This is a genomic window from Parafrankia sp. EAN1pec, from assembly GCF_000018005.1.
Lineage (GTDB): Bacteria > Actinomycetota > Actinomycetes > Frankiales > Frankiaceae > Parafrankia > Parafrankia soli.
In genome coordinates this window covers 2,747,774-2,773,947 of record NC_009921.1, presented here as the reverse complement: position 1 = coordinate 2,773,947, position 26,174 = coordinate 2,747,774, and the positions used below count along the sequence as shown (strand labels likewise).

Sequence of the window (26,174 nt, the reverse complement as noted above, 5' to 3'; positions counted from 1 at the left end):
CTACAACATCAGGCTCGCGGCGGTAGAGGCGCCCAGCTCCCAGCAGGCCTCTCGGTCTTTCACGTCGGGCGTGCCAATCACTGTGACCGGCGCCCGTAGCCGCTTCCAACGCAGGCCGGTGGCGATCGACTCCACCGCCCGCACGGCGCCAGTGGTGTCGTTGTTGCCGTGCACGAACAGCGCGTAGGGGCGGCCCACCGTCGCGTCCAGGCACGGGTAGTAGATCTGGTCGAAGAAGTGCTTGAGCGCGCCGGACATGTAGCCGATGTTGGCCGGGGTGCCGAGCACGTAGCCGTCCGCGGCGAGCACGTCGACCGCTGTCGCGGCCAGCGCCGGGCGGACGACGACGTCGACGCCCTCGATTGCGTCGTCCCGGGCACCGACGAGCACCGCCTCCAGCATCGCCTGCATCGTCGGTGACGGCGTGTGGTGGACGATCAGGAGCGTCGGCATCGCGGCCATGTTATTGCCCCGGCCTCACCGTGCATGGACATCCGCATCCTGATCGGCGGATGCGCGCGGGTGCTGGCGGAGCTCGGGATCCGCGACCTCGAGCAGTGGCGTCGCTACGCCGACCTGGTGATGTCGGCTCTCCGCCCGTAGCGGGTGGCACCCGGGCGGGCGGTTCGTGCGCAGCAGGCGGATTCCTGTCCCCGGGCGGCGTCAACGGAGCCGATCACAGTGACGGGTCGCACTTACCAGCCTCGGCCGCGGGGCTGGAGCAGGCACGGCAGATGTCGGCGAAGACGTCGACGAACGGTCGGTTGTCGACCGTTCGCCAGACGACGGCCAGTTCGCTGGGCGGCAGTCCGCTGACCGGCCGGCAGACGACGTCGTCGCGGTGGTAGATCTCGGCGTTGCCAGCGGAAAGCAGGGTGATCCCTGTCCCGGAGGCGACCGCTTCGAACGACTCCTCGGCGGTCTCGGCCTCCCCCGCGATGACGGCCGGGGACCGCCGGGCCGCCGCCCCGAGCCAGAAGTCCCGCTGGGCGCCGGCCGTCCTCGGCAGCGCGACGAAGGGCTCGTCGGCGAGATCGGCGAAAGGCACTATGGGCCGACTGGCCAGGCGGTGTCGGGGCGCGAGTGCTACCCAGACATCCTCCCGCGCCACGACCCGCCAGGAAAGCGCGCCGGTGTCGGGTACCGGCAGCCAGGCGATCGCGATGTCCACCTCGCCCTGGGCCAGGCCGACCGTGGGGTCGGCCCAGGAGACCTGGCGGAACATCAGCTTCCAGCCGGGAAGCCGCTGTCGCATCCGCGCGGTGATGGCTGGGATGAGCCCGCGACCGATCCGCGTCTGAAAGCCGACCCTCACTGTCGTCCCGGCCTGGGCCGACGCCTCCGACACCGCGAGCAGCGCCGCCTCCCAGTCCTCGGTGAGCTGCCGGGCGTAGGGCAGCAGGGCCTCTCCGGCCGGAGTCAGCCGGACCGTCCGCCGGTCCCGATCGAACAGGACGGTCCGCAATGACTGCTCCAGCTGGCGGATCTGCTTGCTCAGCGCCGGCTGCGAGATGAACAGCCGCTGACTCGCCGCCCGGGTGAAGCTCTGTTCCTCGGCGACCGCCACGAAGTAACGGAGGTCCCGCACATGCACATCCATAACCATTGGTTATAACAACGGGTCTTGGACCGACCCGGAGGAGCCGGGCACGGTGGTCTGGCGGACAGGACGCGCCCGGCCGGGTGAGGTCCACGAGTGGGACGCCGCCGGGATCGTCATCGCCGAGGCCGAGGCTCCGGCCGGCTGAACGGCCGGCGAGGTGACGTCCCAGCAGAGGCTTTCGAGGAGCGCGAGCGTGGAACTCGGTGTCAATGGTCTGAACGCGAAGGCGACGGCCGGCCCGGAGGCGACCGTCCGCCTGGCCCGGCTGGCCGAGGAGCTGGGGTACCGCTCCTGGTGGGCCGGTGAGCATGTCGTCCTGCCCAGCCCTCGGGTGCCGGCATCGCCGATGGAGGCGACGGACCCGATCCTCGACCCCCTGGTACACCTGACCTACGTGGCGGCGGCCACTCGGCGGCTCGAGCTGGGCACCGGAATCGTCATCCTTCCCCAGCGCAACCCGCTGGTCCTGGCCAAGCAGGTGGCGAGCCTGGACGTACTGAGCGGAGGGCGGGTGCTGCTCGGCGTCGGCGCCGGCTACCTGGAGCCGGAGATGTCCGCCATCGGGGTGCCGATGGCCGGCCGCGGCCGCCGTACGGACGAGTATCTGGACGCCATGACATCGCTCTGGCTCGATCCCCTGCCCTCCTACCGCGGGCGGTACGTTTCGTTCGGGAACGTCGACGCGCACCCACGGCCCGTGCGCCCGGGCGGACCGCGCATCGTGATCGGCGGTCACAGCCCGGCCGCCTACCGGCGCGCGGTCGCTCGCGGGCACGGATGGTTCGGCAACGGTACGGCCGCCGACCTCGCCACACACCTGTCCGGACTGGCCGCGGCGGCAGCCGAGGTGGAGCGGCCGGCCCGGCTCTGCCGCCTGGAGATCATCTATATGCAGCTTGATCCGGTCGAGGTCGATGCGGGATCAGCTCGCCGGTATGCCGATCTCGGGGTCGACCGTCTCCTCGTGTACCCCCTGCCGCTCGAGTCGGAGAGTGACGTCGCCGCCTTCCTGGAGCGGCAGGCCTCGCTTCCCCGCTGACCTGCTCCAACCGGCCGAAGACGGCGACGAGTACACCGCACCACACGGCGGCAGAAAATCGGAACCGCGGCCGAGTCCCGGCCGCACCAAGAATTGCCGGCGACCGACCCTGATCTCTTTACCACGCCTTGCTGACACTATCACGCGGTGCTACGCTGAAATTGCCGCGCGCGACGAATCTTCCGCCCATTCATGAAGGCGCGCCACGGTCGCGTTCTCGGCAATTTCCATCAGACTTACCCTCAGTAAGGAGAAGTGCAGTGGCCACTCTTTCTGTGCGTACCGCCGAGATGCAGGAATGCATTGACGCATGCATCGACTGCCGCTCGGTGTGTCGTAGCACCATGGACTACTGTATGCGCCAGGGCGGGGCGATGATGGACGCCGCTCTGATGCGGATGCTCCTGGACTGCAGCGACATGTGCGGCACGTGCGCCGACATGATCATGCGGGACTCGGGCAGCATGAAGGACATATGCCGCATGTGCGCGGACATGTGCACCCGGTGCGCCGACATGTGCGCGAAGATGCCCGACGACCAGCAGATGGCGGCCTGCGCAGAGGCCTGCCGCAGGGCCGCGGCCGCGTGCCGGACACTGGCGGCGGCCAAGTAGACGGCGCTCCCACAGACACGTTCGAGGCGGTGGCATCCACGGGTGCCACCGCCTTCGCGCTGCACGGACCCGAGCACACGGGATTCACCGACACCGGGGGCCCGCCCTTCCGAATCCGCTACCGGCCCGCGCCCCCAGGCGGCCTCGGAACTGTACTCCACAATGTCGACGGCAATAGTGAGCATTTCCCGGCGGCAGTGACCGCGGGATCCCGGCCGTCGAGACACACCAGCCCTGGGGTCAGGGGTCGCCAGTCGGCCGTCAGCGACGCGGTGGCCGTGGCGCCAAGGTCCCGACAGGGCTCCCGGGCGGCGGCGTCCAGGACGGGACAGTAGATGCAATCGTAGAAATGTCGCCTTGGGAGACCGGCGAGGACTCCGCGGACCTGGCGGCACTCGGCGACACGGTGCGGGCGACGCTGACCGATGCTCGCCTCACCGGAAGCCGCTGGCAACGGGCCGCGGTGCTCGCCCCGTTACCCCCCCGAACCTGCCCGAGGGCATGGCCGATGCCGGCCGTCATCGGCCGGGACCCGGCAGAGGTGATGCTGCTGTCCCCGCTGGACAGGGTGCGGGCCCTGGCCTACTCCCCCGACGGAACGCTGCTCGCGGTCGTCTCCGGCAGTGGCATCCTGCTGCTCGATCCTCTGGAGCCGGGGACGGATCCGCGCCCGCTACGTCTGCTGACGGACCGTTCCAGGGTGGTCAACGCGCTGGCGTTCAGCCCTGACGGTGAGCTGCTCGCCACCGGCGGCACGGACGGAACCGTCCGGCTCTGGCGCTGCCCCTCCGGCGAGGCGGTCGCCACGCTCGTCACCCTTCCTCATCGCGGGTGGGCGGTGTTGCTCCCGGACGGCACCTACAAGCTGGACGGCGATGTCGATCCGACCGTCCGCATGCTGCGGCCGGACGACCCGATCCCGGGGCTCGGGCACCTCTCGCCGGCGCCCTGATCCGGTGGGAGGACCCGCGGGAGGAGGAGTCCGCGCCCGACAGGCAGCCAGGACGCTCGTGGTGGTTCCGCCGCTATGGCCAACAGCGGGGGGCCGGCTGACGCCGCGGCAGCCACCCTTGCGGCGAGGTCTGACACCATGAGTGATCCCGGGGACAGCGCCGCCGGGCACACGAAGAAAGATCTTCTGCACGCCCTTGAGCGCTCCAGAGCCATCCGGCACAGGGTTCGCGCTGCTTCTGGTCGAAGAAGTGCTTGAGCGCGCCGCTCATGTAGCCGATGTTGGCCGGGTGCCGAGCACGTAGCCGTCCGCGGCGAGCACGTCGACCGCTGTCGCGGCCAGCGCCGGGCGGACGACGACGTCGACGCCCTCGATTGCGTCGTCCCGGGCACCGACGAGCACCGCCTCCAGCATCGCCTGCATCGTCGGTGACGGCGTGTCGATCACACTCGCCCCGGCACGCGGAGCCCACGGCAAGTGTAAGGACGGGCGGGGGCGCGGTGGCCGCCAGGCGGGCGACCAGGGCGTGCCGGGTGGGCCGGTCCAGGGCGGGGAGCATGTACTCCAGCGTCGTGGCCATGACGTCCGGGGTGGTGTCGGCCATGAAGCGGGCGCGGGTCAGGGCGATTTCCTCGTCGCCGCACAGTTCCCAGACCCGCGCCATGACGACGGTCTCCTCGCCGTGCAGGTGGGGAAGATAGCTGGCGACGAAACGGGCCAGGTCGCGGTAGAGGTCGAGCCCGGCGGAAGGGTCGGGGGCGGCAAGCACGGCGGTGAACCTGTCGGCGAGGTCGTCGAGCAGGTCGTCAAGGTCGCGATGCTGCTCGCCGGCCGGTTCGGTGGTCTCCGGGTCGACGCCGTCGAGGATGCGCAGGATGTGGCGGTCCTCGTGCTCGGTGTGGGCGCGCAGCAGGGCGAGCAGCGGTCGCCAGCGCTCGCCGAGGGCCGCCACCTCGGCGGGGTCCGCCCAGTCGGTGCGGCCCCCCGCCTGGACGGTGAGCTCGAAAAGTCCCAGGCGCAGAGCCTTGTGGATATGGGTGAACAGGTCGTCGCGGACGAGGGTGTCAGCAGTCATGGCCGAGAAGGTACGAATCCCCCGGGCCACCCGCCTATCCCAGATATGAGGGGTTGGCCCGGCGGGTCGGCGTGGTCATGCTGGAACCCGTGAACCTGTGCGAGCGCGTCCGGGTGCTGGCAGCCGAGGGCGCCGACCTCACCGCCGTGCGCGGCCGCCTGGACCGCATCCTGCGCGCGAGCGTCCCGTACGACATCGCCGCGATCTCGACCGTCGACCCGGCCACCATGCTGTGGACGAGTTGCTTCCTCAGCGGGCAGCCAGCGGGCGACGAACGAGACCGGGAGAACGTCCTCTACGAGCTGGAGTTCACCGGCACCGACCTCAACGGCTACCGCGACCTGGCCAACGACGGCCGCCTCGTCGGCCGGCTGCACCAGACGACCGGCGGGCCTGCTGCTCGTCACCGCCCGCGGCGCGATCGAGTCGGTCACCGACGACGGCCACGCCTGGCTCGCCACGCTGGACGACCGGGGACGGCTGCCCAGCGTCGTGCGGTCCATCGCCGTGGCCGCCGCCACCGGCAACGGCCTTGCGCGCGCCGCGCTGCCGGCCCGCGACCGCCACTGGGTCGTGCTGCACGGCTCGCCGATGCCCGGCGGCGACCCACCGATGATCGCCGTCATCATCGAGGGCGCCCGCCCGATCATCGTCAGCGAGGTGATCGCCGGCGCCTACGGCCTCACGCCGCGCGAACGCGAGGTCGTCGGGCTCGCCGCCCAGGGCAGATCCACCCGGCAGATGGCCACCGCGCTGGGCATTCCCCCCTTCACCGCGCAGGACCACCTCAAGGCGGTGTTCACCAAGACCGGCGTGCGCACCCGCGCCGAACTCGTCGCCACGCTCTACGTACAGCAGCTCTACGTACAGCAGTACGAGCCCCGCCGCGCCAGCACCAGCCAGCCCAGCCCCTACGGCTGGTACCTCGACGACCAGATCCCCGCCTGAGCCAGGCCTGCTGACGTGGGCTGGCCGAGTCGGGCGACCATGTGGGAAAGGCACCAAGCAGCGTCTTCGCGACAATTCCCACGAGCCGGACGCCACCGCCGACCGCCATCTCGAGCATGATGGCCTCAGCCGATGCCTGGTCGTGTTCCCGACCTGGGCGTGACAGTGTTGTCGCCTGGTAGGCGCCATACTTCCGTCACCAGGCAAGCGCACCGAGCAGGCTCTTGGAGCCGCCTGATCCAAGAGTTCCTCTGGGTCCCCACGAACACCGCTGAACTCGCCCGAGGCTTCGCCTAGATTTTCGAGGACCACCTCAAGGACCAGCTGGTGAACGCGATACTCCGCGCCGTCGTCGAGCGCGAGTTCGAGGTCAGCTGACGGCCACCGTGGCGGCAGATGACCAGCCGCCGCCAACCGAGCTGTTACCGTAGGAGCAGCCTAGATGGACGACCGCAGCCGCCGGCATACCTCGTAACCAGTCGCGTGGCTTGTATCGGCCGAGCGCGGGGGACCGGACCGATGTCTGACAAGATCAGCGTGAACAGCGCGAGTGAAGGGTCATGGGCCGAGGACCCTGAATCAGAGGAAGCTCCACGCTGGGACTTCTTTATCTCTTACACACAGGCCGACCGCCAGTGGGCGGAGTGGGTCGCGTGGCAGCTGGAGCAGGTCGGATGGCGGGTGTTGATCCAGGCCTGGGACTTCGTCCCGGGAACCAACTGGTTTCAGGGTATGGAACAAGGAGTAGCGGAAGCGGACCGCATGATCGCCCTTATTTCCGAAGCCTATCTTGACTCGGTATTTGGAAGACTTGAGCTTCAGTCCGCCATCAATCAGGATCCATTGGGGTTCGCGCGCAAGCTGGTGCCGATAAGAGTCGCCGACTGTCGACGGCCGGGCCTGCTCGGGACGATTGTCTCGTTCGATCTGTTCGGCCTCCCGGAAACACATGCCGCGGCGCTGTTGCTGGAACAGGTGGAGGCCGTTCAAGCCGGCCGGGCGAAGCCGCCCACAACCCCAATTTTTCCTGGCCCGCGAGATGCTCCCGTGTCCACCTCGGCGTCCCCCGAGAATCCTGACCACGCCGACCGCCGGTCGCCGCCCCTTGTACCGTCTTCTGGCAGCAAATCGGCGATGCCAGAAGCTTGCGCGGTCTTGCGTCACGGGAACTCCCTTTCCCGCAGAATCAGCACGGCAGGTATGAGCTCCCTGTGCTGGTCAGGGGATGGTATATTGCTGGCCACGGGCAGCGGCCGAAAAATTCACAGGCCGGCGCGGTCCAGTCGTCTCCGGCGAACTCGGTCCCCACCTCGACTGTGACCTCGCCCACCTGCCAGTCACCGTCGAATATCTTGACCAGGTAATAACAGAGTTCGCGGTACTGGTCGTAGCTGTCAAATGCGGCCGTCCACGAGCGCCCCCCGTCGACGGGCCCGTTCGATGCGAATTCGGGCCAGGAAAATTCCATTGCCCGCTACTTCTGGTCGAAGAAATGCTTGACGTCGCGGGCCCCGGAGAGCACGGCCTCCGGCATCGCCTGCATGGATGGCGACGGCGTGTGATGGACGATCAGGAGGGTCGGCATCACGGCCATGCTACGACCGGCGGCAGGCCACGGCGCGCTCCGCGGATCACTCCGGTCCGTCCCTGACTATCGAGCACGCCGTATCGCCAGGTGAACTAACGTCCAGGCCATGACGATGGACCACATCGCGGGGCATCTGCGGCCCGGCGGCCATCCGCCCGGCGGCGTACGCGACAGCGCCGACGTGCAGGTGGAGCAGCACCGCCTGCCGCGGACGTACGCCGCCTTCGCCGCGCTGCGTGACGCGACCGGCGAGGAGACCGCGGCGGTGGTTCAGGTTCTCGCGCTCTCCGGACATGCGGTCGACAACGGTGACACGGAGCTTCTGGCACAGGTGTTCATCGACCCGCCGGCCCTCGACCCGGCGACGTCCCCGTCCCACCACACCGTCAACACGGAGGTGAAACGGGTCCCCGGCGGTCTCGCCGCGTGGAGCAGGCTGGTGACGATCGCCGGCGACGGCAGCGTCGCGAGCGCCGACGTCGTCGACGCGCTCACCGAGACGCCCGCCGGCTGGCGGGTGACCAGCCGGACCGTCCACCCACGCCACGGCGGCCCGGCAGTCGTCGCCGACGGGGAGGCACCGTGGGCGTGAGGATCGTGCCGGTCGACGCGGCCACCTACGCCGACGTGTGCAGCCTGTTCGCCAAGCATCCGCACGTGTTCGACAACATCGCGCTGGGCGCCGTGCCGACGGCGTACACCGACGACGCGGTGATGGGCGGGGCGCCGCTGGCGCAGGTCGCGAGCGGGCTCCCGTTCGGGCGGGTGATGTACCCGCACCACACCACCGACATTGCCGTCCACCGGGTCGACGACGACACGCTGCGGGTGTGGGCGAAGTACTTCGTGATCCGCGGCGACAGCACCGCGGGATCGGGTGGCTACCAGGACACCGTGGTCCGCACGTCGCAGGGCTGGCGGATCGCCGAGCGGTCGGTCAGCCGCGGCAACCGGCCCGACAACGACCCCGACGGCCCCTCGACGCGGACCCTGTCGGCCGCCACCTGGATACATACCGAGGGTTGATCGACTCCGCCGTCACTCCGGGGCGTCGGGGAGGACGTCGGAGGGAAGCGGCGGCGGGGTGGGGAAGGGACGGCTCGGGATCTCCCTGCGTAGCACCGGGGCGATGTCGCTCTGGAAGAGCTCCATCGTCTCGCGGTGCTCCTTCGGGCTGAGGCCGTCCGCGTCGGCGTGCAGGTGCATCACCTCATGGCCGAGCCGCTCGTGGTACCAGTGGACCTTCTCGATGATCTGCTGCGGGCTGCCCACGAGGATCGAGCTGCGTTCGATCGCGTCCTCAAGGGTCGGGAAGACCGGCTCCAGGCCCATCTTCCGGAACATCGCCGTCCGGGCGTCGAAGATCGGCCGGTAGCGCGCGACGGCGTCCTGGGAGCAGCGAGCACTGTAGTAACCGGCGGTTCCGGCGCCCACGAGGATGTCGGCCGGGTCGCGCCCGTAGGCCACCCAGCGCTCCCGGTAGTAGCGGACCAGCTCCGCGTACGGCTCGACCGGATTGGTCACGTTCGCGGAGAACAACGGGTCGCCGTACCGGGCCGCGAGGTCCACCGACGCCTCGCTGGTCGCGCTGCCGTGCCAGATCCGGATCTCCGGCTGCAGCGGGCGCGGCCAGGTCTCGGCCTCCTCCAGTGGCGGGCGGAACCGGCCGGACCAGGTGACCTTGTCCTCCCGCCACAGCCGGCGGAACAGTTCGTAGGACTCGCGGTTGCGGTCCCACTGGTCCGCCGCGGTGACGTGGAACAGCTCTGCCTGCGCGGCGCCGTTGCCCTTGCCGACCATCAGCTCCAGCCGCCCCCCGGACAGCTGGTCGAGGGTGGCGTAGTCCTCGTAGGCCCGCACCGGGTCGAGAAGGCTCAGCGTCGTGACGGCGGTGAACAGCCTGATCCTGGCCGTGCGGGCCGCGATGTGGCTGAGCACCACCGGCGGCGACGAGGAGATGAACGGCCGCTCGTGCCGCTCACCCACCCCGAAGCCGTCAAACCCCAGCTCCTCGGCCAGCACCGCGTTGTCGACCACCTCGTGGAGCCAGGCCGTGGTCGACCGGCGCACCCCGGTCAGCGGGTCGGGCGCGTGGACGATCAAGGTGATCGCCAGAAACCTCATGCGTCGTTCCTCCAGTCCCCGCGTGGCCAGCGGTCCGGCGGCTGGGCAGGTATCTCCCATGACGTTGAGACACCGGGCGAACCAGACCTAAAACCATTAAACCGGTAGACAAATACGAGATTCGTCGATTCGTCCCCCAGCGCTCACTTCAAGTAGCAGTTCAACGGCGAAACGGTGATCGCGTTCCGAGCGCACGAGGTACGGGGCGCCCGTCCCCTCTTGTCAGAGAGACGTCCCATTCGGCCCATCGATCTCACGGCCCGGTCCGGACGACCCCTCGGCCGATACGTTGTGCCCATGGCGACGGGCCAGGGGACGAAGCCGTCGGGCCTCGGTGTGGCTGTGCTGTCCGCGGCCGTCATCGGGGGTGCGGCGGGAGCGTCGCTCGCCGCCCACCGGGGCCGGCGGGCGGCTGGGCTGGGCGGGCTGGCGGGTGCGGCCGCGCTGGCGGCCTCCGAAGCCGTCGCGCGCGCCCGGCAGCGGCCTGGCGAGATACCCGCGTTGTGGCAGCGGATCGCGACCAGCGCGGCGCTCGTCGCACCCGCCGGGTGGGCGGCCGGGCGGCTGACCGGCGCCGGCCCCGTCACGGTGGGGGCGGCGACCGGGAGCGTCGGCGGCCTGCTCGGGCTCCGGCCGCAGAAGGTGCTTCTCGGGCCGCCGTTCGGGGCCGCCGTGGGCGCGGCGCTGGCGGCACGCGGCCGCGCCCACGGCGGCCCCGTGCCGGCCGCCGCCGTCGCTGCCGTCACGATGGCGGCCTATCGGACCGCGTCCTCGCTGGTGTTCAGGGACGCGCAGGTGCGTCTGCTCGCCGAACGGGTCCCGGCGGAGAAGCTGCCCTTCGTCGTGCCCTGGCAGTCGCGCTCGCGCGTTGTCGGCACCGGCTACGTCCGGGAGCTGGCCGGCGAGCTCGGCGGCAGCTACGTCGCCGACGCGGCCGACGTGGGAATCGTCGCGTCCATGGACGACCTGGCCGGCCCGGACTTCGACCCCGCGGCCGTCGACCCCCTCGTCCGGGAGTTCTACGAGCACACCACCCGTTTCACGCTCGACATCGTGCCGCGGTGGCGGCTGTGGGTCCGCCCCGGCTACCTGCTCTACCGGAACGCGCTGGCCCGTCCGCTGGGGCAGGCGAACGTGCCGATGAACCAGCGTGAGACCCAGCGGGGCATCCAGAGCCGGATCGACACGATCATCCTTCCCGGCGCCGACACGGTGGCGGTCCGCGGCTGGATCCGCTCGTTCGCCGACACCGACGAACCCATCTACGTGGGCATCTACACGACCTACCGGCACGGCGATCGGGGATACGTCAGCGTCGGCTTCCCGCTGGCCCAATCCAGTTTCACAGCCACGCTGCTGCCGCGCGCCCGGCCCGACGGCGGCCTGGCCCTGACCAGCCGCAGCGACCTGGAGCACCCCGGCCACTACCTCGCCTACCGTGACCCGTCCGACGGCGCCCTCACCGCGCTGGCCGTCCACGGTTTCACCGAGGATCTCGACGTGTACCGGCAGGACGGCGGCCTCCGCGCCGAACACGCCTTCTCCCTGTTCGGGATCCCCTTCCTCGTCCTCCACTACCGCATCACCCGCAAAAGCCCGAGCCCGATGTGAACCGGCGCGGACGAGGCGGCACCGCGGGCGGCGGTGGGAGGAATCCCACCTGGGTGGATGCCGCTGTCTCCGGCTGACCGTCGCGTTCGGCGCGCGGCAGTCCGGCGGCCGTGGGGCAGGCCACGCGGATCTGGGCATGCGCCGAGGTCAGCGGGGTGGCCGCGGCAGTCCGGTGACCGTCCCACGCGGTTCGATCCTGTTCTGTGACAATTCCGATCCCGTGATCTTGCCCGTCCGGTAGCCATCCTGGTTGGGTGACCATGCCCGCCGTCGTCCCCGTCAGTCTGCTGGCGTCCTTTCTGTTCGCCTCGTCCGCCGCCCTGCAGCAACGCGCCGCCGGGCGGAGCAGTTTCGCGAAGCGCGCCGACAGCGCGCACGCCGTACCCGGAGTGGGGCTGCTGGCCGAGCTCGTCCAGGACAGGCTGTGGGTGCTGGGCTGGACGGCGAACATCGGCGGGTTCTGCGTGCAGGCGGCCGCGCTGCACCTGGGGTCGGTGGCCGAGGTGCAGCCGCTGATGGTCTGCCAGCTGCTGTTCGCGCTCCCACTCGGCCTCGTCGGCACCGGACGGCGGATGTCCGGAGCGGCCTGGTGGGGCGCGGCGGGGATCTGCGCCGGGCTCGCCGCCCTGCTGTCGTCCCGGGGGGACCTGCCTACGGTGGCCGGGGTCGACCGGCCACGGCTGCTCCTCACCATCGGGGCGATGGCGCTCGTCGCCGGTGCGCTGACCGTGGTCTCTCTCGGCCGGTCGCCCACCGCCCGGGCCGTGCTGTTCGGGGTCGCCGCGGGCATGGTCTACGCGCTGACCGCCGTCCTCATGAAGGAGTCCGCGGACCGGCTCGTGACGGACGGGTTCCTCGCCACGGCGGCGGACTGGTGTGGCTTCGGGCTCGCCGCGGCCACACTGTCCAGTCTGCTGCTCGGGCAGGCCGCCTACGCCAGCGGTCCGCTCGCACCCGCGCTCACCGCCATGAACATCACCAACCCGGTGGTCTCCTGCCTGCTGGCGGTGCTGCTCTACGGCGCCCCGGTTCCGAGCACCATCTTCCAGCTACTCGGCGTCACAGTGGGGACCGCGCTGATCGTCACCGGGGTCGTGCTGCTGGCCCGCACGCCGACGCTGCCCCGCCCCAGCAGTCAGTTGCCCTGACCAGCCGGGCCGGCACCGGGCAAGGGCCGGGCGGGGGCGCGAGCCCGGTCCGGTCAGTGGCGGCCCTGGTTTCCGAACAGTCCGCCGAAGCCGCCGAGCCCACCGGGGCCGCCGCCGAACCCGCCCGGGCCCCCGCCGTGCCCGCCGTGGCCGCCGTGGCCGCCGCCGTGCCCGCCGAGCTGGTTGCCGGCGAACCCGCCCTGGCCAAGCCCGAACTGCCCGGCCAGGCCGGAGCCGGCGAGCGCGTTGTAGGGCGGCAGCAGCTCGCAGGGCTGGACGATCACATAGCCCTCGCCGGAGAACTGGAGCTGCCAGCTCTCCCCGGTGTTGCCCCGCGGCTTCCAGGCCGCGCTGGAGGTGACCGCGGCCTGCATCGAGACCTGCAGGCTCGACGACCAGCCGACGACGGCGTCGGCGTCCGCGAAGTAGTAGTTCTGGGTGGTCACCCGCATCACCAGCGGGGCGCCCGAGGTGCACACGACGGCCTGGCCGTTGCCGCGCAGCTCGATCTGGTAACCGCCGACGCCGGCGATGCCCACCTGGCTGTCGACACGGACGAGATCCCAGTTCAGGCCGGCGTCGAACGCGAGCACGTTCTTGCCGTCCACGGTCAGGCCGTCACCCGCCAGGTCGAGGATGTGGATGTCCTGGGCCTGGTTGGCGAGGTAGACCGCGCCGGAGCCGGCGACGTTCATCAGGTTCAGGCCCTCGCCGCCGCTGAAGAAGCTGCGGAACCGGGAGCCCCAGCCCTCCCAGTGGGCGTCGAAGGTCGCGGCGCCCTGGTAGGCGACCATGGCGCCGCGCCGGGCGTAGAACTCACGCATCCCCTGCGCGCCGAGGGTCGCCTTGAGCATCTTGCCGTTCTGCAGGGCGAACCGCTCGCCGCTGGTGACCTCGGGGTTGCCGAGCAGGCTGCTGCGGATCCCTCCCGCCGGCCCACCGGGACCACCAGGACCACCGGGGCCTCCTGGCGGCATCCCCCCGGGGGGCATCCCACCCGGAGGCATCCCTCCGGGCATGCCCGGACCGGGTCCGGGCGGAAACCCGCCAGGGGGCATCCCGCCGGGCTGGCCGCCGTACATCCCGCCGTGCGTCATGATCAGATCCTCTCACCCACGCCGGCGGATCAGCCGCGTACCGAGAACGAGGGCCGCTCGTCCTCGCTCGGCTGCACCACGACGAAGCCCTGGCCCGAGAAGCCGAGCTGGAACGCCTCCCCCGAACCGCGCCCGATCAGCCCGCCGAGCCGGGCGGTGCGCCGCGGCTCGACGCGCAGGCCGTCGGTGTAGGCGACGAGCGCGTCGGTGTCGACGAACGTCGGCGCCTCCCGGGTGTCCAGCATGATCGGGTTGCCCTTGGCTGTCAGCGCCACCCAGCCGTGGCCGCGGACCACGACGTTGAACATCCCCATGCCGGAGAGCATGTTCACGCCCTTGACCCGCTCGATCCCCCACTGCAGGTTCGCGTCGAAGGCCAGGACGTTCTTGCCGTTGATGGACAGGCCCTCGCCGGCGAGCTGGGCGACGATGACCTCCTTGCCGTAGTCGGCCAGGTAGAGCAGCCCCTGACCGGTCGCGGTCATCAGCGGGACGCCCTCGCCCGTCGCCCAGGAGGACGCGATCCGCCCGAGCTGCGGCGGCTGCGGGTTGAAGTCGATCAGGCCCTCGTAGGCGATCATCGAGCCGACCCGGGCGAACAGGTCCTGGCCCGGCTGCATGACCACCTTGGCGATCTTGGACCCGTGCCTGCTCATCCGGTCCATGATCGGAGTCGGGCCGTAGTTGTTCATCAGGCTGCCCTGCACGGCCTGCTCCCCTCTTCCCGCGCACCCGCGGGAACGCCCGGGATCGCCCCGGCGCGCATCTCAGCCATCCCGGCGCGCATCTGCGACCTCATAGGTCAGACCTCATACGGCTGGACGACGACGAAGTGGCCGGCGAACCCCATGAACTGCAACGCGAACGACTCGCCGCTGGCTCCCGCGTAGATCTGGCGGGAGATGCGGACCTGGGTGGACACGCTCACCCGCATGCCGGACGTCCACGCCACCAGCGCGTTCATGTCGGCGAACGTGGGACCGGCGACGTTGAGGGTCATCGGCGTGCCCTTGGTCATCACGACGACCGACCCGGGCCCGGAGACCTCGAAGTGGAAGAAGCCGCCGCCGGGGATGCCGGGGCTCTCGATGCGGCGGACCTCCGAGCGCACGGTGGCGTCCATCGCCAGCAGGTTCTTCGAGTTGATGCACAGCGACTGGTTGCCGAGCTCGACGATGTGCAGGTCGGAGGCGTCCTGGGCAAGGAAGACCTCGCCGTTGCCCTTGCACGTCATGAGCTTGAGGCCCTGGCCGGTGAGCTTCTCCTCGATCAGCCCGCGGATCCCGCCGCTCTTGTAGTCGAACTCGACGTTGCCCTGGTAGGCGACCATCGAACCGCGCAGCGCCAGCGCCTCCGGGCCCAGGGTGACCTTGACCAGCTTGCTGTTCTGCTGGGTCCAGCGCCCCGCGGTCGGCACCTCGCGGTACGGGTTGAGGCTGTTCATGGCACCGGGCTGGACGGGGCGGGCCTGCGACGGCAGGACCTCCGTGGGCCCGAACCCGCCCGGCATCGGCTGACCGGGCTGCTGCTGGCCGGGCATCGGGTGGCCCGGCATCGGCTGGCCGGGTGGCTGCTGGCCGGGCGCGCCGTACCCCTGGGCGCCGGGCATCGCCGGCGGGGGCTGTGGCTGAGCGTAGCCCGGCTGGGCGTAGCCCTGCTGCGCGCCGCCGGCCTGGCCGTAGGCCGGCTGCGGCTGACCGTAGCCCTGGCCGGGATGCGCCGGTGCCGGCGGTGCCGGCGGGGGCGGCGGGGGCGGGGGCGGGGGCCCGGGCGGGGCGCCGAAGCCCGGCGCGGCAGGCGGCTTCTGCTGGCTGAAGGCGGGCGCGGGCGGCGCGCCGAACCCAGGCGCCGCCGGAGCGGGCGTGGGCTCGGGCTCGTCGGCGACCTCGCCGCCGTAGCTGCGGATCAGCTCCGCCAGGCCACCCCGGAACCCCTGGCCGACCGCCGCGACGCGCCAGACGCCCTTGCGGTAGACGTCACCGATCATGACGGCGCGCTCGTCGGAGAAGTCGGCGCCGGTGAACGCGTAGCGGAGCACCTCCGTACCACCGGCCACGATGCGCAGGTAACCGGACGTGATCTGCGCGGCGCTGCCCGGGCCGTCCAGCGCCGCGCAGAACGACAGCTTCTGGATCGCGTCCGGGACCTTGTCGAGCGTCACCCGGAACGACTGGGTGTCACCGGACTGGGCGCCGAGGAGCTGGATCGAGGACTCGGGCGAGTTCGGCTGGTTGAAGAAGATGAAGTACCGGTCGTCGGAGAGCCGGCCGGCGCCGTCCAGCCCGAAACAGGACACGTCCCATTCGCCCGGCGCGTTGATCTGGATCCCGATGTACAGATCGGTGCCAGCGGTGATTGCCGACAGTTGGGACTTCTGCCCTCGACTGAACTGCGTTGCCACCGCGCTCCCTCCCGTCAGCGTGCCAGCTGAATCGGCGCGCGAGCGTCGCGCGCGTGGCCCGACCGCACCCGCACGAACCGGACTGTCCGGAAACTAGCAGCCCGGACGGCCCACGGCAGAACCTGTATGTGCCCGAAGGCCTGTCGGACCGCGGACACACAGCGCGACGGGGAACCCGGACGACGGACGTCGAGAGCCGAACGTCGGGAACCAGACGTCGGGTCGGCCGCTCCAGCCATGCCTCCGTGCCTCCGCCCCCCGGGCCGGCCGCCTCCGGGGCGTGCGGTGGGCGCGAAACCGGGACGGTTGGCATGACACAACGGACTCCGCCCTCGCCGCGGATGCGCGCCTGGCGTTGACTGTTCCCATGCGCTACGCGGCTGGCCTCTCCACCACGAAGAAGATCTCCAAGATCGGGCTCGGTACCTGGCAGTTCGGCTCGCGGGAGTGGGGCTACGGCTCGGCCTACGCCCAGACTGACGCCGCCCTGATCGTCCGGCGCGCTCTCGAGCTCGGCGTGACCCTGTTCGACACGGCCGAGATGTACGCGTTCGGGCGCAGCGAACGCATCCTCGGCCAGGCACTGGCCGCCGCCCCCGGCGACGGCGTGCACCCGGGAGCGGACGTGTCGCTCACCAAGACCGCCGTGCCACCGGAGGCGGCTTTCGTCGCCACCAAGATCTTCCCGGTGCTGCCGCTGGCGCCGGTCGTCGAGCAGCGCGCCGTCGGCAGCGCGAACCGGCTCGGCGTGCGCACGATCGACCTGTACCAGGTGCACCAGCCCAACCCCGTCGTCCGGGACGGCACGACGATGCGCGGGATGGCCGCGCTGCGCCGGGTCGGCCTCGTCGACGAGGTCGGGGTCAGCAACTACTCGCTCGAGCGCTGGCGCGCCGCCGAGGCCGCGCTCGGTGACCGCGTCCTGTCCAACCAGGTCCAGTACAGCCTGGTGCGCCGCGAGCCGGAGCGTGACCTGCTGCCGTACGCCCGTCGGGAGGGACGCCTGATCATCGCCTACAGCCCGCTGGCGCAGGGCCTGCTCTCCGGGCGCTACGACGTCACGAGCCGGCCCACCGGCGCCGTGCGGATGGCGAACCCGCTGTTCCTCACCGAGAACCTGGCCCGGCTGACGCCCCTGCTGGACACGCTGCGCGAGGTCGGGGCGGCGCACGGCGCCAGCGCGTCACAGATCGCACTGGCGTGGGTGATCCACCATCCGTCGGTGGTCGCGATCCCGGGGGCGTCGAGCGTGGCCCAGGTGGAGAGCAACGCGGCGGCCGCCGACATCGAGCTGACCGACGCGGAGTATGACGCGCTGACCTCGGCCGCGGAGAACTTCCAGCCGCTGACCGGCCCCGCCTCGTGGGCGGCCGTCGCGGCGGAGCGGATGCGCCGCCCCTGACCGCCAGCCGCGATTGCCTGAGCCGCGGCTCAGGCAATCGCGGCTGTGAGCGGGCCGACACCGGGTTACATGAGTGGCTGACCGCCGTGATCGCCGGGGCCGTGGCCGCCGCCGTCGTGACCGTCGTCGGAGAGGATGTGGAACGGCGGGCAGACCCCGGTCGAGTGGTGGGCGGCGGCCTCCAGGGCCTTGCGGACCCGCTCCTCGGGCTCCTCCCCCACCGTGCTGTGCAGCGACCCGCGCGCGTACTCCTCGCCGCAGCCCGCCGCGTCGTAGTTGTCGAGGGTGCGGCCGATCTGGTAGTCGGAGTCGATCCGGTACAGCTGCCCCCGGATGCCCACGAGGAACAGCCCACCCGACTCGTTGCCGGCGTCATTGCGGGCGAAACCGCCGTCGCGCAGGCAGTCGCGGACGACCGAGACGAACTCGGTCGCCATGAAGCGGTCGAGGTCCCAGCTGTGCGGCACGGGCGGGACGAGGCTGTACCGAAGCAGCTGCCCCATCCGGAACGAGTCCGTGAAGCCCATGACGAACTCGCCGTTGCGGAAGACCTTCGTATCCGCCCGGACCGTGATCGACCAGCCGGCTACGCCGGCGCTGTCTCCCCCGATCACGACCCGTCCGTCGTGCTCCACACCGACGATGCAGGTCACGGTTGAGGATGCTATCCGGTGCTTCGGACGGCCCGGCGGCCTCGTCCCCTTCGTCCGCTTCCGACATACCCAGATCCCATCCCGGGACGGGATCTCACCGGGCCGCGGCGACCGCCGGCAGGATCACCCGGTGCGTCCCGGCGTAGAGGTTCATCGACGACCCGCGGACGAACCCGGCAAGCGTCATCCCGGACTCCTCCGCCAGGTCGACGGCGAGCGCCGACGGCGCCGACACCGCGGCGAGCACCGGGATCCCGGCCAGCAGCGCCTTCTGCACCAGCTCGAACGACGCCCGGCCGCTGACCAGCAGCACCAGCCCCCGCAGCGGCACCATCCCCGCCCGCGCCGCCCACCCGACGACCTTGTCGACCGCGTTGTGCCGGCCGACGTCCTCGCGCACCGCCAGCACCTCGCCGTCGGCGTCGGCGAGGGCGGCTGCGTGCAGGCCGCCGGTCGTCGCGAACAGCCGCTGCGCGCGGCGCAGCCGTCCCGGCAGGTCGACGAGCACCTCGGCGGTGATGCGCAGCGGGTCGTCGCGGATCTCGTACCGCCCGCGCAGCCGCACGGCGTCGATGCTCGCCCGCCCGCACACCCCGCACGAGCTCGTGGTGTAGAAGTTCCGCCGCAGGTCGACCTCCGGCTCGGGCACGCCGGGGGCGAGGGTCACGTCCAGCACGTTGTAGGTCAGCCGGCCCTCGCCGTCGACGGCGCCCTCACTGCCGGCGCAGTAGCGCATGCCCGCGACGTCCGCGGCGGTCGCGATCAGGCCCTCCCCGATCAGGAAGCCCACGGCGAGGTCCATATCGTCGCCCGGGGTCCGCATGGTGACCGCCAGCGGCTGGCCGCCGACCCGGATCTCGAGCGGTTCCTCCCCGACGACGGTGTCGGGCCGAAGCGTCGGCTCCGCCCCCAGAGTCACCCGCATGACCCGGCGTCGCGCGCTTGCTCGCCCCATAGCGACACGGTCCCCCAGGAGGGACGAGAAATCCATCATGTCGAGCCTTCGACGCCACGTTCACGGCATCCTCGGCGATCGCATCAGGACGGACCGAGCGCGTCGGGACACCCGACCGGAAAACCGTCCACCGTCAGTCAGAGCCCGCCATTCCGGGCCAGGTGCCGTTTGTGGGGCGGGGGGACGTCCGGGGCGCGGCAGGGGTGTCTGTTCGGCGACGCGAGGCGGCGGGGCGGCGTGCACCTGCTACAGCTATGGGGCGGAGTGTGGGGCTGTGGGATCGTCACTGCCCGCAACGGGACGACCGGGGCTCTCGGACGAAAGGGTTGAAGAGGGATGGGAATGAAGCGGTTCATGTCGCGGCTTGGGGTCGGCGCCGCCGAGGTGGAGACCGTGCTGGACCGTCCGGACGCACTGCCCGGCGCAGTGGTGACCGGACTGACCACCATCAAGGGTGGCAAGGTCGAGCAGGAGATCGAGAAGGTGCTCGTCGCGCTGGAGGCGACGGTCGAGGTCGAGACCGACGACTCCACCTGGTACGAGCAGGTGACCTTCGGTACGCAGCAGATCGGCGGCGGCTTCGTCATCCAGCCCGGGCAGGAGCAGTCCGGGCGCTTCGAGCTGCCGGTGCCGTGGCAGACGCCGATCACGGATGTCGCCGGCTGGCACCTGCGCGGGATGAAGATCGGCGTGCGGACGACGCTGTCGATCCCCGGCGCGCTGGACCCGGGTGACCTGGACCCGGTGTCGGTGCACCCGCTGCCCGTGCAGGAGGCGGTACTCGCCGCGCTCGGCGACCTGGGCTTCCACTTCCACACCGCGGACGTCGAGAAGGGCCGCCTGCACGGCTCCGACCTGCCCTTCTACCAGGAGATCGAGCTCAAGCCGTCCGGCGAGTACGCCCGGCGGATCAAGGAGCTGGAGGTCACCTTCCTCGTCGACGGCAACGGGATGGACGTCGTCCTGGAGGCGGACCGCCGGGGCGGGCTGCTCTCCTCCGGCGGCGACCAGCTCAGCCGGTTCCGGGTCGGCCACCACGACACCGACCGCCACCAGCTCGCCGGCGCGCTGCACCAGCAGCTGCAGGCCCTCGGCGCGCGCCGCGGCTGGTTCTGAGCACGTAACTGTCGACCGTCGCGCCTCGGCACCCCGCGCCTGCGGTTCGCCGCCATCGGGTGGCCGCCATCGGGTGGCGCGCCACGGCGGCGGGGTCAGACGTCGGAGCCGCCGGGTTCGGGGGTCGCCGGGAGCGGTGCCGGGACCCGGGGCACGGCGGCGCTCGGGTCGAAGCCGCCGAATGCCAGTCCGATGGCGAAGCCGGCAGCCTCCTCGAGCTGACGTGCTCGGGGCAGTGGGCCCAGGACGGCCGGTGTTCCGCCGACGTCGCGGATGAGCGCACCGGTAATCCGCAGCGCCGCCGGGTCGTCCCCGCAGATCGCCACCGTCGGCTGGCCCAGCTCGCCGGCTCTGCCGACGGGCCGCGTCCACGTACCAGCGGGGAAGAGGTGAAACGCCTTCACGACATGCGCCCCGGGCGCCAGCTCGGCGACGAGTTGCTCGAGGCTCAGGAACGGGCGGCCGAGACCACCCGGGAGCCGTGATCCGGCCAGGGGCGCGGACGAATCCCTACCCGGCCGGTGCCGCGTCCGGTGCGGCGTCCGCGCGGTCGAGCAGGACGCCGGCGGCGGACAGTCCCGCCAGGCCCAGGCACAGCGGCGAGTAGACACGCCGGTCCAGTCGGCGGAACCGGTCGGAGACGGAGCCCCGGGATACCAGGTCGGTCAGACCGGCCGCTCCCAGCAGCCCGCGGCTCGCGAGCACCGCGACGACACCGGTCACGCCGGCCCGGTGCAGGGTGTCCAGGCGCGGTATGCGGCGGGGCGGGTGCGCGACGACGGCGGCCGCCGCGACCAGCGCACCCGCGACCGTGAAGCACTGGCCGGCGCCGGGCACGCCCGGAGCGCCCGCCGCGGCCGGCCTGCCGACGACGGCATCGGCGAGCGCCGCCCGGTCGGCCAGGGGCCAGCTCGACCCGGCGCCCCACGCCGCGTGGAGGATCCCGGCTCCCGCCAGGCCCGCCGCGCCCGTCCACCGACTCACCGCCGCCACGCTCACGCCCGCAGTCTGGCACGGTCGCTGCCCCCGGCGGCCTGGCTCCCCGGCAGCTGAGCCGGCGGACACACCTGGACGTCCCGCTCGAGCTCGGGTCGGAACGAGCGGGCTAGGCGTCAGTCGGCGGGCGCCTCGAAGGTCAGCATCCAGAGGTGGCCGTCGGGGTCGGCGAAGGTGCCGACGTAGCCCCAGGGCTGCCGGCCCGGCCCGGTCACCGCGGTGGCGCCGGCCCGGCGGGCCCGCTCGATCATCGCGTCGACCTCGCCCTCGGCGCGGTTGGCGGGCATGGGACGGGCCTCCTCAGCACTCCTCGTGACGGGCGGTTCGCTGTGCAGACCCGTCCCCGCGCGAGAACTCATCGAGTTCATCGTCGATCGACCACCCGAGGCTCCTTCAACCCGCCGGGTGACCGCGAGCATTCTGTGTTGTGCGGAAAGTGGCGACGCCGAGAGCAACCTTCCGACCCCCCACAGCGACAGTTCGGGTGGAAGCGTCGGAGAGCGGCATCCACCGAGGAGGGGCGAAGACGGGTCGGCTGGTGGCCGCCACTGAAAGGACGACATTGGTGGCACGCCGAACAAGCACCAGACACACGTACCGGGGGGAATCGACCTCGAGCGGGGAGGCGGCACCGGCCGGCCCGGCACGCAGAGCACGTCCACGGGCCGGGTGGGGCGTCCCCGTCCTGATGGCGACGCTGGCCCTCGGGGCCGGCACACTGTTCGCCGGGTGCCAGCCGTTCGACGGCACCCCGGTGGGTGGCGGGGGCGCTCCGGCACCGACGTCCTCGCCGACCGCGGGCCCGACCGCTCCGGTCACGCAGACACCGACAGCCGGGCCGGGTAGCCCGTCGCCGGCGGCGCCGCCGGTCACCGCGACGCCGAGCGCCGGAACGTCTGCTCCCGCGAGCCCGACCACGGCACCGACCGCAGGGCCGACGACCTCCGCGAGCCCGGGCGCGCCCGCGTCGCAGGGGCCGCTGCCGAGCTGGCCGCGCGCCACCGCGGACGTGGACGTCAGCAGCACCATCTCGGTGGCGGGCACGTTCGACGGCGGCCTCAAGCGTTACTCCGGCGTCAGCGACAGCGGCCAGGAGGAGGGCCAGGACCCGATCTTCGAGGTGGCCGACGGCGGAACGGTCCAGAACGTGATCATCGGGTCACCGGCTGCGGACGGCATCCACTGCAAGGGCACCTGCACCCTGCGCAACGTGTGGTGGGAGGACGTCGGCGAGGACGCGGCGACGTTCAAGGGCACGTCCGCGGCACAGACCATGACCATCGACGGCGGCGGGGCCCGCGGCGCCTCGGACAAGGTGTTCCAGCACAACGGGCCCGGCACGATGGTCATCCAGAACTTCCAGGTGCAGGACTTCGGCAAGCTGTACCGGTCGTGCGGGAACTGCTCGAAGCAGTACGCCCGGCACGTCGTCGTCCGCAACGTCACCGTGACGGCGCCGGGCAAGACGCTGGTCGGCGTCAACACGAACTACGGGGACTCCGCCCAGCTGTCCGGCGTCACCATCGTCGGCGACAGCAGCCGGAAGATCAGTATCTGCGACCGCTACACCGGCAACAGCAGCGGCTCCGAGCCGACGAAGACGGGCAGCGGGGCGGACGGGACGTACTGCCGCTACACGCCGTCCGACATCACCTACCGGTAGGCGGGCCGGCCACTACGCCGATCCGGCCGGTCAGGTCGGGTCGGCGTAGTCGATCTCCGCGTTCCCCGAGCTGGTGGACGCGCGCAGGCGGCGCGTCGCCAACGGGTCCGTTCGCACACCGACCAGGGTGTTACCCGACCCGGTGTGGACCTCGGTCGCGTACACCTCACCGTCGTCCGGCACGGTGATCCGCACGTTGCCCGACGCCGAGTGCGCGGAGACGTCCTCGGGGGCGGTGGCCAGCTCGATGCGCACGTTCCCCGACGCCGTGGACGCGTCGACCTCGGTGGCGGTGACGCCGACCGCGCGCAGGTTCCCCGAGGCCGTCGACATCGTCAGCTGGGCACGGGCACCGTCCACCCGGACAGTCCCGGATCCGCTGCGCAGTGTCGCCGCGGAGAGCAGGTCGGTCGCCTCGACCTCGCCGGAGCCCGTTTCGGCGACCACCCGGATGCCCGCCGGCACGCGGACCGCGAACGACGCCTCGCAGTCCCAGAACCCCCCGCCGCAGTCGGCGTCAAGAGTGAGGACGCCGTCACGGACCTCGGCCGACATCGCCGGGACGGAGACCGTCCCGGCGAGACTGCCCTCGACGTCGACGACGCGCCCGGCAGCGCCCGCGATCTGGATGCGGCCGGAGTTGGTGTGGACCCGGACCATCTGGACGTCACCGGAGAACACCCGGTGCTCCACCCGCCGCACCTCGCCGGACGTCTCGTCGACGGTCTGCACGCCGCAGACCGCGGTGCCCACGACGGCGAGCAGCGCGCCGACGGCGAGCGCGGCCCGCCGGCCCGGCTCAGACATCGCCGCGCCCCGCGCTCGCCCGCGCGCCCGCCGGACGGGCCGGCCGCTCGCCGCGGGCGCCGCCGCCACCGACTCCGCCGGCGGCGGCGGAGTCCAGGAAGCGCAGGACGGCGAGCACGCGACGGTGGTCGTCCTCGGCCGGGGCCAGGCCGAACTTGGTGAAGATGCCAGTCACGTGCTTCTCGACCGCCCGTTCGGTGACCGCGATCGCGGCCGCGATCGCGGTGTTCGACCGGCCCTGCGCCATGAGCGCCAGCACCTCGGACTCCCGTCTGGTCAGGCTGGCGAGCGGGTCCCGCCGGCGCGAGCGGAGCAACAGCTGGGTGACGACCTCCGGGTCGAGCACGGTGCCGCCGGCGGCGATCCGGTGCAGCGCCTCGCGGAAGTCGGCGACGTCGGAGACCCGGTCCTTGAGCAGGTAGCCGACTCCCCGCGCCTGCCCGGCGATCAGGTCGACGGCGTAGCGCTCCTCGACGTACTGGGACAGCACGAGCACCGCGACGTCCGGCCACTGCCGGCGCAGGACGAGCGCGGCGCGGATGCCCTCGTCGGTGAAGGTCGGCGGCAGGCGGACGTCGACGACGCACACCTGCGGCTGGATCCGGGCGACCGCCCGCAGCAGGCTCTCGCCGTCCCCGACCGCGGCGGTGACGGTGCAGCCGTCCTCCTCGAGGAGCCTGGTCAGCCCCTCCCGCAGCAGCACGGAGTCCTCCGCGATCATGATATTCACCGGGTCACCGCCCCGGGCCGGCCGGCCCCGGTCATGTCGCGTCCCCGCATGGCAGCTCCATCCGCAGGGTCGTCCCGCCACCGGGCGGGCTGACGAGTTCGAACGCGCCGTCGACGGCGCGGGCGCGGTCACGCAGGCCGGCGATCCCGGAGCCGGCGCCCTCCCTGGCCCCGCCCCGCCCGTCGTCGGACACCTCGACCGTCAGCCGGTTCCCGGCCCGGCGCACGGCGATGCGGACGTGCCAGGCCTGCGCGTGGCGGGCGATGTTGGTCAGCGCCTCCGCGACGAAGAAGTAGGCCACCGACTCGGTCGAGATGTCCGGCCGCGGTGTGGCCTCTATGTCGAGGGTGACGGGCACCGGGGAGCGGGCGGCGAGGCCCGACAGCGCGGCGTCCAGCCCGCGGTCCGTGAGCACGGACGGATGGATCCCGCGGGCCAGGTCCCGCAGCTCGACCAGCGCCCGCTTGGTCTCCGCGTGGGCTTCGGCGATGAGCCCGTGGGCGCCGTCCGGGTCGTCGGCGAAGCGCGCCTGGGCGCGGCCCAGGGTCATCGCGACGGCGACGAGGCGCTGCTGGGCGCCGTCGTGCAGGTCCCGCTCGATACGGCGCCGCTCGGCGGCGGCCGCGGCGACCATCCCGGCCCGGCTGGACTCCAGGTCGTCCACCCGGGCCAGCAGCTCGGGATCGCCCGGTGGGGAGAGCACCAGCCGCGCCAGCGCGAGGTGCGCGGTGACCACCCCGCGGGCGATCCACGGCGCGGCGAGCAGGACGACCAGCCCGACACCCACGTGGAATGCCAGCGAGCCGCCGTAGCCCAGGTTCATCCCGAAGACCCGGCCGCCGTCGGCGAGCGCGTGCCCGTACAGCGGGAACATCAGGAACGACAGCCCGCCACCCCACGCGCAGAAGACCACCCAGGCGCCCAGCCAGCCGAACAGCGGCAGGATGACCAGGGCGTAGAGGACCTCCAGCCAGTTCCCCCGGCCGCGCAGCCGGAGCCAGCCGCGGCGGAACCAGCTCGGGGTGTCGGCGGGGGGCGTCCCGGGGGGCACCGAGCCCGGCGGGGGACGAAGCCACAGCCGCTGGCGGAGCACCACCCGGAACCGCCAGGCGTCCACGACCGCCGCCATCCGCGCGCTGAACAGGGCGAACCACACCAGCGGGAGGCCGAGAAGCGCCACGAACATCATCGGGATGCCGGCGGCGATCGCGACGAGGACCACGACGAAGGCCACGGTGGCGACCACCGCCGACTGGGCCACGAAGATGGTGGCGGTCCAGCCGGCCGGCCCGTAGGTCGCCCGCACGGCGTCCACGACCGCCCGACGCACCCCACGCGCCGCTGTTCCGGGCGCCGCTGTTCCGGGCGCCGCTGTTCCGGGCGCCGCTGTTCCGGGCGCCGCTGTTCCGGGCGCCGCTGTTCCGGGCGCCGCTGTTCCGGGCGCCGCTGTTCCGGGCGCCGCTGTTCCGGGCGCCGCTGTTCCGGGCGCCATCGCCACGGGCGGCGAGGCGGCCGGTTGGTCCGACCGTCCCGCCGGCCCATCCGGCGTTGGTGCCGCCGACGCGCCAACCTGCACCTCGCTCACCTTTGCTCCGTCCGCTGCCGCGTCCGCCCGTCGGGCCCGGGCCCGACGACGGGTCAGGACCGTCCGT

Annotated in this window: 26 protein-coding genes and 4 pseudogenes; 12 read left to right on the top strand and 18 right to left on the bottom strand. The window is 71.9% G+C overall.

What is annotated here, in order from left to right; genetic code table 11:
- Entirely contained in the window at positions 1-462 is a 462-nt protein-coding gene (locus tag FRANEAN1_RS36940) for an NAD(P)H-dependent oxidoreductase (RefSeq protein WP_020459924.1), read from the bottom strand.
- A gap of 214 nt (positions 463-676) precedes the next feature.
- Positions 677-1,588: a LysR family transcriptional regulator gene (locus tag FRANEAN1_RS11405; RefSeq protein WP_347177085.1), complete on the bottom strand. Its 912-nt coding sequence runs from the start codon at positions 1,586-1,588 to the stop codon at positions 677-679.
- Positions 1,589-1,796: 208 nt separating this feature from the next.
- Between FRANEAN1_RS11405 and FRANEAN1_RS11400 the strand changes: the two genes are divergently transcribed.
- From FRANEAN1_RS11400 to FRANEAN1_RS11390, 3 genes are all read left to right on the top strand, one after another.
- Complete coding sequence (locus FRANEAN1_RS11400; protein ID WP_020459922.1) at positions 1,797-2,642, top strand: LLM class F420-dependent oxidoreductase; 846 nt, start codon at positions 1,797-1,799, stop codon at positions 2,640-2,642.
- A gap of 344 nt (positions 2,643-2,986) precedes the next feature.
- A complete protein-coding gene (locus FRANEAN1_RS11395) occupies positions 2,987-3,256 on the top strand; it encodes a four-helix bundle copper-binding protein (protein ID WP_230203271.1) in 270 nt (89 codons plus the stop codon).
- Between the two features lie 349 nt (positions 3,257-3,605).
- Positions 3,606-4,208, top strand: coding sequence for a hypothetical protein (locus FRANEAN1_RS11390; protein ID WP_020459920.1), 603 nt, complete (start codon positions 3,606-3,608; stop codon positions 4,206-4,208).
- A gap of 238 nt (positions 4,209-4,446) precedes the next feature.
- On the opposite strand, the pseudogene FRANEAN1_RS38470 reads toward FRANEAN1_RS11390, so the two are convergent.
- The 3 genes and pseudogenes from FRANEAN1_RS38470 to FRANEAN1_RS40840 all read right to left on the bottom strand — a co-directional run.
- Positions 4,447-4,631, bottom strand: a pseudogene (locus tag FRANEAN1_RS38470) (flavodoxin); the annotation flags it as partial.
- 244 nt (positions 4,632-4,875) lie between these two features.
- A pseudogene (locus FRANEAN1_RS38460) lies at positions 4,876-5,283 on the bottom strand (hemerythrin domain-containing protein); the annotation flags it as partial.
- Complete coding sequence (locus tag FRANEAN1_RS40840; RefSeq protein ID WP_157472552.1) at positions 5,280-5,786, bottom strand: hypothetical protein; 507 nt, start codon at positions 5,784-5,786, stop codon at positions 5,280-5,282. The pseudogene FRANEAN1_RS38460 and the gene FRANEAN1_RS40840, both read right to left, overlap by 4 nt.
- A gap of 4 nt (positions 5,787-5,790) precedes the next feature.
- On the opposite strand from FRANEAN1_RS40840, the gene FRANEAN1_RS11375 reads away from it, so the two are divergent.
- Both FRANEAN1_RS11375 and FRANEAN1_RS38455 read left to right on the top strand, forming a co-directional pair.
- Positions 5,791-6,231 (top strand): helix-turn-helix transcriptional regulator, encoded by a 441-nt coding sequence (locus FRANEAN1_RS11375; protein WP_157472550.1) that lies wholly within the window; start codon positions 5,791-5,793, stop codon positions 6,229-6,231.
- 519 nt (positions 6,232-6,750) lie between these two features.
- Positions 6,751-7,551 (top strand): toll/interleukin-1 receptor domain-containing protein, encoded by an 801-nt coding sequence (locus FRANEAN1_RS38455; RefSeq protein WP_020459917.1) that lies wholly within the window; start codon positions 6,751-6,753, stop codon positions 7,549-7,551.
- 181 nt (positions 7,552-7,732) lie between these two features.
- Here the strand turns inward: FRANEAN1_RS38455 and FRANEAN1_RS40835 are convergent.
- Positions 7,733-7,825 (bottom strand): annotated as a pseudogene (locus tag FRANEAN1_RS40835) (flavodoxin); the annotation flags it as partial.
- Positions 7,826-7,925: 100 nt separating this feature from the next.
- Here FRANEAN1_RS40835 and FRANEAN1_RS11365 point away from each other — a divergent pair.
- Entirely contained in the window at positions 7,926-8,411 is a 486-nt protein-coding gene (locus FRANEAN1_RS11365) for a hypothetical protein (protein WP_020459916.1), read from the top strand.
- The gene (locus tag FRANEAN1_RS11360) at positions 8,408-8,845 is read left to right on the top strand and encodes a nuclear transport factor 2 family protein (RefSeq protein ID WP_347177084.1); all 438 of its coding nucleotides are present in this window, start codon (positions 8,408-8,410) and stop codon (positions 8,843-8,845) included. The genes FRANEAN1_RS11365 and FRANEAN1_RS11360 overlap by 4 nt, the downstream gene beginning before the upstream one ends.
- A 12-nt stretch (positions 8,846-8,857) precedes the next feature.
- Here the strand turns inward: FRANEAN1_RS11360 and FRANEAN1_RS11355 are convergent, their stop codons facing one another.
- The gene (locus FRANEAN1_RS11355) at positions 8,858-9,943 is read right to left on the bottom strand and encodes an LLM class flavin-dependent oxidoreductase (RefSeq protein WP_020459914.1); all 1,086 of its coding nucleotides are present in this window, start codon (positions 9,941-9,943) and stop codon (positions 8,858-8,860) included.
- Positions 9,944-10,240: 297 nt separating this feature from the next.
- On the opposite strand from FRANEAN1_RS11355, the gene FRANEAN1_RS11350 reads away from it, so the two are divergent.
- Positions 10,241-11,554, top strand: coding sequence for a hypothetical protein (locus FRANEAN1_RS11350; RefSeq protein WP_020459913.1), 1,314 nt, complete (start codon positions 10,241-10,243; stop codon positions 11,552-11,554).
- A gap of 260 nt (positions 11,555-11,814) precedes the next feature.
- On the top strand, positions 11,815-12,702 hold the full coding sequence (locus FRANEAN1_RS11345; protein ID WP_020459912.1) for a DMT family transporter: 888 nt from the start codon (positions 11,815-11,817) through the stop codon (positions 12,700-12,702).
- Between the two features lie 53 nt (positions 12,703-12,755).
- Here the strand turns inward: FRANEAN1_RS11345 and FRANEAN1_RS11340 are convergent, their stop codons facing one another.
- From FRANEAN1_RS11340 to FRANEAN1_RS11330, 3 genes are all read right to left on the bottom strand, one after another.
- Positions 12,756-13,799, bottom strand: a complete 1,044-nt coding sequence (locus FRANEAN1_RS11340) for an AIM24 family protein (protein ID WP_020459911.1) — start codon at positions 13,797-13,799, stop codon at positions 12,756-12,758.
- A 29-nt stretch (positions 13,800-13,828) separates the two neighbouring features.
- Positions 13,829-14,506 carry an AIM24 family protein gene (locus FRANEAN1_RS11335; protein WP_020459910.1) on the bottom strand — a complete coding sequence of 226 codons (678 nt, stop codon included), beginning with the start codon at positions 14,504-14,506 and terminating at the stop codon, positions 13,829-13,831.
- Positions 14,507-14,601: 95 nt separating this feature from the next.
- A complete protein-coding gene (locus FRANEAN1_RS11330) occupies positions 14,602-16,200 on the bottom strand; it encodes a TerD family protein (RefSeq protein WP_020459909.1) in 1,599 nt (532 codons plus the stop codon).
- Positions 16,201-16,567: 367 nt separating this feature from the next.
- Between FRANEAN1_RS11330 and FRANEAN1_RS11325 the strand changes: the two genes are divergently transcribed.
- A complete protein-coding gene (locus tag FRANEAN1_RS11325) occupies positions 16,568-17,602 on the top strand; it encodes an aldo/keto reductase (RefSeq protein ID WP_041254017.1) in 1,035 nt (344 codons plus the stop codon).
- 65 nt (positions 17,603-17,667) lie between these two features.
- Here the strand turns inward: FRANEAN1_RS11325 and FRANEAN1_RS11320 are convergent, their stop codons facing one another.
- Positions 17,668-18,255: a hypothetical protein gene (locus FRANEAN1_RS11320; protein WP_020459907.1), complete on the bottom strand. Its 588-nt coding sequence runs from the start codon at positions 18,253-18,255 to the stop codon at positions 17,668-17,670.
- 94 nt (positions 18,256-18,349) lie between these two features.
- Positions 18,350-19,210, bottom strand: a complete 861-nt coding sequence (gene fdhD, locus FRANEAN1_RS11315; RefSeq protein ID WP_020459906.1) for a formate dehydrogenase accessory sulfurtransferase FdhD — start codon at positions 19,208-19,210, stop codon at positions 18,350-18,352.
- Positions 19,211-19,546: 336 nt separating this feature from the next.
- Here fdhD and FRANEAN1_RS11310 point away from each other — a divergent pair, with 336 nt between their 5' ends.
- The gene (locus FRANEAN1_RS11310; protein WP_020459905.1) at positions 19,547-20,326 is read left to right on the top strand and encodes a sporulation protein; all 780 of its coding nucleotides are present in this window, start codon (positions 19,547-19,549) and stop codon (positions 20,324-20,326) included.
- 95 nt (positions 20,327-20,421) lie between these two features.
- On the opposite strand, the pseudogene FRANEAN1_RS11305 reads toward FRANEAN1_RS11310, so the two are convergent.
- The 3 genes and pseudogenes from FRANEAN1_RS11305 to FRANEAN1_RS40830 all read right to left on the bottom strand — a co-directional run.
- Positions 20,422-20,760: pseudogene (locus tag FRANEAN1_RS11305) on the bottom strand (NADP oxidoreductase); the annotation flags it as partial.
- Between the two features lie 76 nt (positions 20,761-20,836).
- Positions 20,837-21,310: a DUF3995 domain-containing protein gene (locus tag FRANEAN1_RS11300; protein WP_157472546.1), complete on the bottom strand. Its 474-nt coding sequence runs from the start codon at positions 21,308-21,310 to the stop codon at positions 20,837-20,839.
- Between the two features lie 128 nt (positions 21,311-21,438).
- Complete coding sequence (locus FRANEAN1_RS40830) at positions 21,439-21,681, bottom strand: VOC family protein (protein WP_198145487.1); 243 nt, start codon at positions 21,679-21,681, stop codon at positions 21,439-21,441.
- Positions 21,682-22,010: 329 nt separating this feature from the next.
- Here FRANEAN1_RS40830 and FRANEAN1_RS42095 point away from each other — a divergent pair, with 329 nt between their 5' ends.
- Positions 22,011-22,985 carry a pectate lyase gene (locus tag FRANEAN1_RS42095; protein ID WP_347177083.1) on the top strand — a complete coding sequence of 325 codons (975 nt, stop codon included), beginning with the start codon at positions 22,011-22,013 and terminating at the stop codon, positions 22,983-22,985.
- Positions 22,986-23,015: 30 nt separating this feature from the next.
- Here the strand turns inward: FRANEAN1_RS42095 and FRANEAN1_RS11285 are convergent, their stop codons facing one another.
- From FRANEAN1_RS11285 to FRANEAN1_RS11275, 3 genes are read right to left on the bottom strand one after another with little or no spacing between them, the layout of a single operon-like run.
- Entirely contained in the window at positions 23,016-23,792 is a 777-nt protein-coding gene (locus tag FRANEAN1_RS11285) for a DUF4097 family beta strand repeat-containing protein (RefSeq protein WP_020459901.1), read from the bottom strand.
- Positions 23,785-24,513: a response regulator transcription factor gene (locus FRANEAN1_RS11280; RefSeq protein WP_020459900.1), complete on the bottom strand. Its 729-nt coding sequence runs from the start codon at positions 24,511-24,513 to the stop codon at positions 23,785-23,787. Before FRANEAN1_RS11280 ends, FRANEAN1_RS11285 begins: the two co-directional genes overlap by 8 nt.
- Before the next feature lie 40 nt (positions 24,514-24,553).
- Positions 24,554-25,837 (bottom strand): histidine kinase, encoded by a 1,284-nt coding sequence (locus FRANEAN1_RS11275; RefSeq protein WP_347177082.1) that lies wholly within the window; start codon positions 25,835-25,837, stop codon positions 24,554-24,556.
- Positions 25,838-26,174 lie beyond the last annotated feature (337 nt).

Bases quoted from the DNA above. Each gene is read 5' to 3' on its own strand.
- FRANEAN1_RS40840 (WP_157472552.1), bottom strand. From the start codon at position 5,786: ATGGACCGCACGACGCTGGGCAGCCGTCCCCGGTCGTCCAGCGTGGCG.
- FRANEAN1_RS11310 (WP_020459905.1), top strand. From the start codon at position 19,547: ATGGGAATGAAGCGGTTCATGTCGCGGCTTGGGGTCGGCGCCGCCGAG.
- FRANEAN1_RS11285 (WP_020459901.1), bottom strand. From the start codon at position 23,792: ATGTCTGAGCCGGGCCGGCGGGCCGCGCTCGCCGTCGGCGCGCTGCTC.
- FRANEAN1_RS11350 (WP_020459913.1), top strand. From the start codon at position 10,241: ATGGCGACGGGCCAGGGGACGAAGCCGTCGGGCCTCGGTGTGGCTGTG.
- FRANEAN1_RS36940 (WP_020459924.1), bottom strand. From the start codon at position 462: ATGGCCGCGATGCCGACGCTCCTGATCGTCCACCACACGCCGTCACCG.
- fdhD (WP_020459906.1), bottom strand. From the start codon at position 19,210: ATGGGGCGAGCAAGCGCGCGACGCCGGGTCATGCGGGTGACTCTGGGG.
- FRANEAN1_RS40830 (WP_198145487.1), bottom strand. From the start codon at position 21,681: ATGAGTTCTCGCGCGGGGACGGGTCTGCACAGCGAACCGCCCGTCACG.
- FRANEAN1_RS11395 (WP_230203271.1), top strand. From the start codon at position 2,987: ATGGACTACTGTATGCGCCAGGGCGGGGCGATGATGGACGCCGCTCTG.
- FRANEAN1_RS11340 (WP_020459911.1), bottom strand. From the start codon at position 13,799: ATGACGCACGGCGGGATGTACGGCGGCCAGCCCGGCGGGATGCCCCCT.
- FRANEAN1_RS11280 (WP_020459900.1), bottom strand. From the start codon at position 24,513: ATGATCGCGGAGGACTCCGTGCTGCTGCGGGAGGGGCTGACCAGGCTC.
- FRANEAN1_RS38455 (WP_020459917.1), top strand. From the start codon at position 6,751: ATGTCTGACAAGATCAGCGTGAACAGCGCGAGTGAAGGGTCATGGGCC.
- FRANEAN1_RS11365 (WP_020459916.1), top strand. From the start codon at position 7,926: ATGACGATGGACCACATCGCGGGGCATCTGCGGCCCGGCGGCCATCCG.
- FRANEAN1_RS11345 (WP_020459912.1), top strand. From the start codon at position 11,815: ATGCCCGCCGTCGTCCCCGTCAGTCTGCTGGCGTCCTTTCTGTTCGCC.
- FRANEAN1_RS11390 (WP_020459920.1), top strand. From the start codon at position 3,606: ATGTCGCCTTGGGAGACCGGCGAGGACTCCGCGGACCTGGCGGCACTC.
- FRANEAN1_RS11355 (WP_020459914.1), bottom strand. From the start codon at position 9,943: ATGAGGTTTCTGGCGATCACCTTGATCGTCCACGCGCCCGACCCGCTG.
- FRANEAN1_RS11325 (WP_041254017.1), top strand. From the start codon at position 16,568: ATGCGCTACGCGGCTGGCCTCTCCACCACGAAGAAGATCTCCAAGATC.
- FRANEAN1_RS42095 (WP_347177083.1), top strand. From the start codon at position 22,011: ATGGCGACGCTGGCCCTCGGGGCCGGCACACTGTTCGCCGGGTGCCAG.